The 2,102-nt window shown below is 38.3% G+C and carries 3 protein-coding genes and 2 pseudogenes; 1 reads left to right on the top strand and 4 read right to left on the bottom strand.

Annotated features, from left to right (window positions below; translation table 11 throughout):
- Positions 1–443: 443 nt before the first annotated feature.
- The 4 genes and pseudogenes from H6G48_RS01020 to H6G48_RS01005 form a co-directional block, all read right to left on the bottom strand.
- A pseudogene (locus H6G48_RS01020) lies at positions 444–665 on the bottom strand (transposase family protein); the annotation flags it as partial.
- A 133-nt stretch (positions 666–798) separates the two neighbouring features.
- On the bottom strand, positions 799–1,179 hold the full coding sequence (locus H6G48_RS01015; RefSeq protein ID WP_002762876.1) for a type II toxin-antitoxin system VapC family toxin: 381 nt from the start codon (positions 1,177–1,179) through the stop codon (positions 799–801).
- Complete coding sequence (locus H6G48_RS01010) at positions 1,179–1,421, bottom strand: hypothetical protein (protein ID WP_002762874.1); 243 nt, start codon at positions 1,419–1,421, stop codon at positions 1,179–1,181. Before H6G48_RS01010 ends, H6G48_RS01015 begins: the two co-directional genes overlap by 1 nt.
- 82 nt (positions 1,422–1,503) lie before the next feature.
- Complete coding sequence (locus H6G48_RS01005) at positions 1,504–1,824, bottom strand: type II toxin-antitoxin system RelE/ParE family toxin (protein ID WP_190718218.1); 321 nt, start codon at positions 1,822–1,824, stop codon at positions 1,504–1,506.
- Between the two features lie 74 nt (positions 1,825–1,898).
- On the opposite strand from H6G48_RS01005, the pseudogene H6G48_RS01000 reads away from it, so the two are divergent.
- Positions 1,899–2,102 (top strand): annotated as a pseudogene (locus H6G48_RS01000) (helix-turn-helix domain-containing protein); the annotation flags it as partial.

Below are 2,102 nucleotides of genomic sequence, written 5' to 3'. Positions count from 1 at the left end.
TGTCAACATATCAGCTATGTACACTGGTTTAGGAAAATTGTCTATTCAATCTGAAAAATGGCGTTCTGGGGTTGTCATGTTCTTAAATGTAAAGTTTTGTTACGAGATTCAACATTTCTGGAATGAAACCCTTATAGAGACAGACATTGCTGCGATTTTTATCAATTGTTTTTGATCTAGAGCGAACTAATTAATTAAATCTCTTGCCAGATAAAGATTTAGTCGATTTATGCCACCCGCTCGAACCATACCAAGTAACGAAGAACCTTTTTAACAAGCTTTATCAATCTATTCATAATAAATATTGGCAGAGGATTAAAGATTAGTTATTGTGACTAACTCTTTTGATTAGAAAAAGATAAACTTGAGAATCTTCAGTCAAATTTATTGACTCAAAATCAGCTGTACTTAATTTAAATGAATCAACCCTAGGGGTTGGGGGGGCGGCGTGGTACTTCTAAATATACTCGATTGCCTAATATTGACAAATCTCTGACTAGATTATACTCTGTCTGATTGATTCTGTCCAAGGTTTGATGGCAATTCGGACATTCAATTGTTTCATTTAAAAGAGCGAGCTTTAGGAAAATTGTCTGAGCAATTTTTTGATAATTGACCACTGTTACATTTGGTAAATCGAGGAGTTGATCAAAATTTATCCACATAACCCACCTCCTGTCCTGTATTATTATTATACCATCCTCACACAGAACCTAGAAGAGCCAAGAGCGCACTTCCCATATTTCCCAAAACGCCATTACTCCGTTCTATATCCTAAAAAGCGATCGCTCTCCAGCATCAAAATGATCTGGTCATGGTGAGTATTTCATAAATTCCCATTTGTTTCATCACAATCATTGAGACACAATCAGTCAGGCTATAGCCTTTGTCTAGACGGTTGGCATAAAGTTCTACACCTGATTGAATTAAATAAGAATCAAGGCTAATAATTTGCAGATTTGGAGAGGTTTGGATTTGGCGATAGAAATTGACGACACCTTGTTTCATGGGTTGATCAAATTTAGCAAAAAAGTTAAGATATTCCACCAAGACTAAATCGGTTGTAATTAAAGAATAATCTTGAATTAACCTACTAAAAGCTCGCACTTGTCTATGCCATTGATCTTTAGCATGAATCAAGGCAACCCAATAAAATGTGTCGGCGAAGAGGGTCGGCATTATTTTTGAGGAGAATTGCCATAAAGATAGTAATCCAAGTTGGCCGCCGCATCGGTGGGGATCTGGTCAAAGGATTCTTCGGGAATGGTGGCAATTATTTCATCGGCGATTTCCCAAATTGGTTTGTTATTTTGCGGTGAAGGGGCGGGAGTTTTATGGGAGAGTATCAATTCTAAGCAGGATTGGATTAGAGATTCGGGAGCTTGTTCGATTTCCTGGAGGAGTTGTTCTTTGGCTGTCATGGCTGCTTTGGGATGGGAGGATACTCGACATTGTAGCGATCTCTATTATAAACAGTTGAAAAAAAGTAATTGCCTTGATTTTTTAGGGTTTTTCAAAGAAAAAAGCTTCTAAATCTCGCTCTCCTTTGATAACAGGCATGATTTCTAGCCCTTGCTCAGTTAAGCGATAGAAAATAATGTAGTTTTTCATCGGTAAGCCACGCAAATAGGGACGAATCTCTCGATAACTGCGCCCCATTAGCGGAAATTGGCTAAGATAACGACATTTTTTGCCAAACTCCTCCAAAAATTTCTCACCCGCACTAATGTTAGTATTAGCCAAATAATCAAGAATTTGTTCCATATCTCGAATGGCTTCAGTAGAAATGATGTATTGATTCGCCAATTCAAAAATGAAACGCATCAACCTCAAGAGTTGACAAAGAAAGGCTCATCAGGTACTGTCTGATCATTAACAAACACAAATCAGACCCAAAAATGAGCCGAAAACATCTTAACATAGAACAAAGAAACTTGCTCTACCAACTTAGTCAAGAGGGAAATTTATCTCAACGGCAAATGGCCGTCCGGCTCGGATGTCATCAAAGCACGACCAGAGCGAGAATTAAGAAGGAATCAAAGTTCTCTCGGCTGCTATCTACCTGACACAGCACAAGCTGAAAGCGAGACGCGCCGAAAAAA

The organism is Microcystis flos-aquae FACHB-1344, assembly GCF_014698375.1.
Classification (GTDB): Bacteria; Cyanobacteriota; Cyanobacteriia; order Cyanobacteriales; family Microcystaceae; genus Microcystis; species Microcystis aeruginosa.
This window is presented reverse-complemented; position numbering and strand designations above follow the sequence as displayed.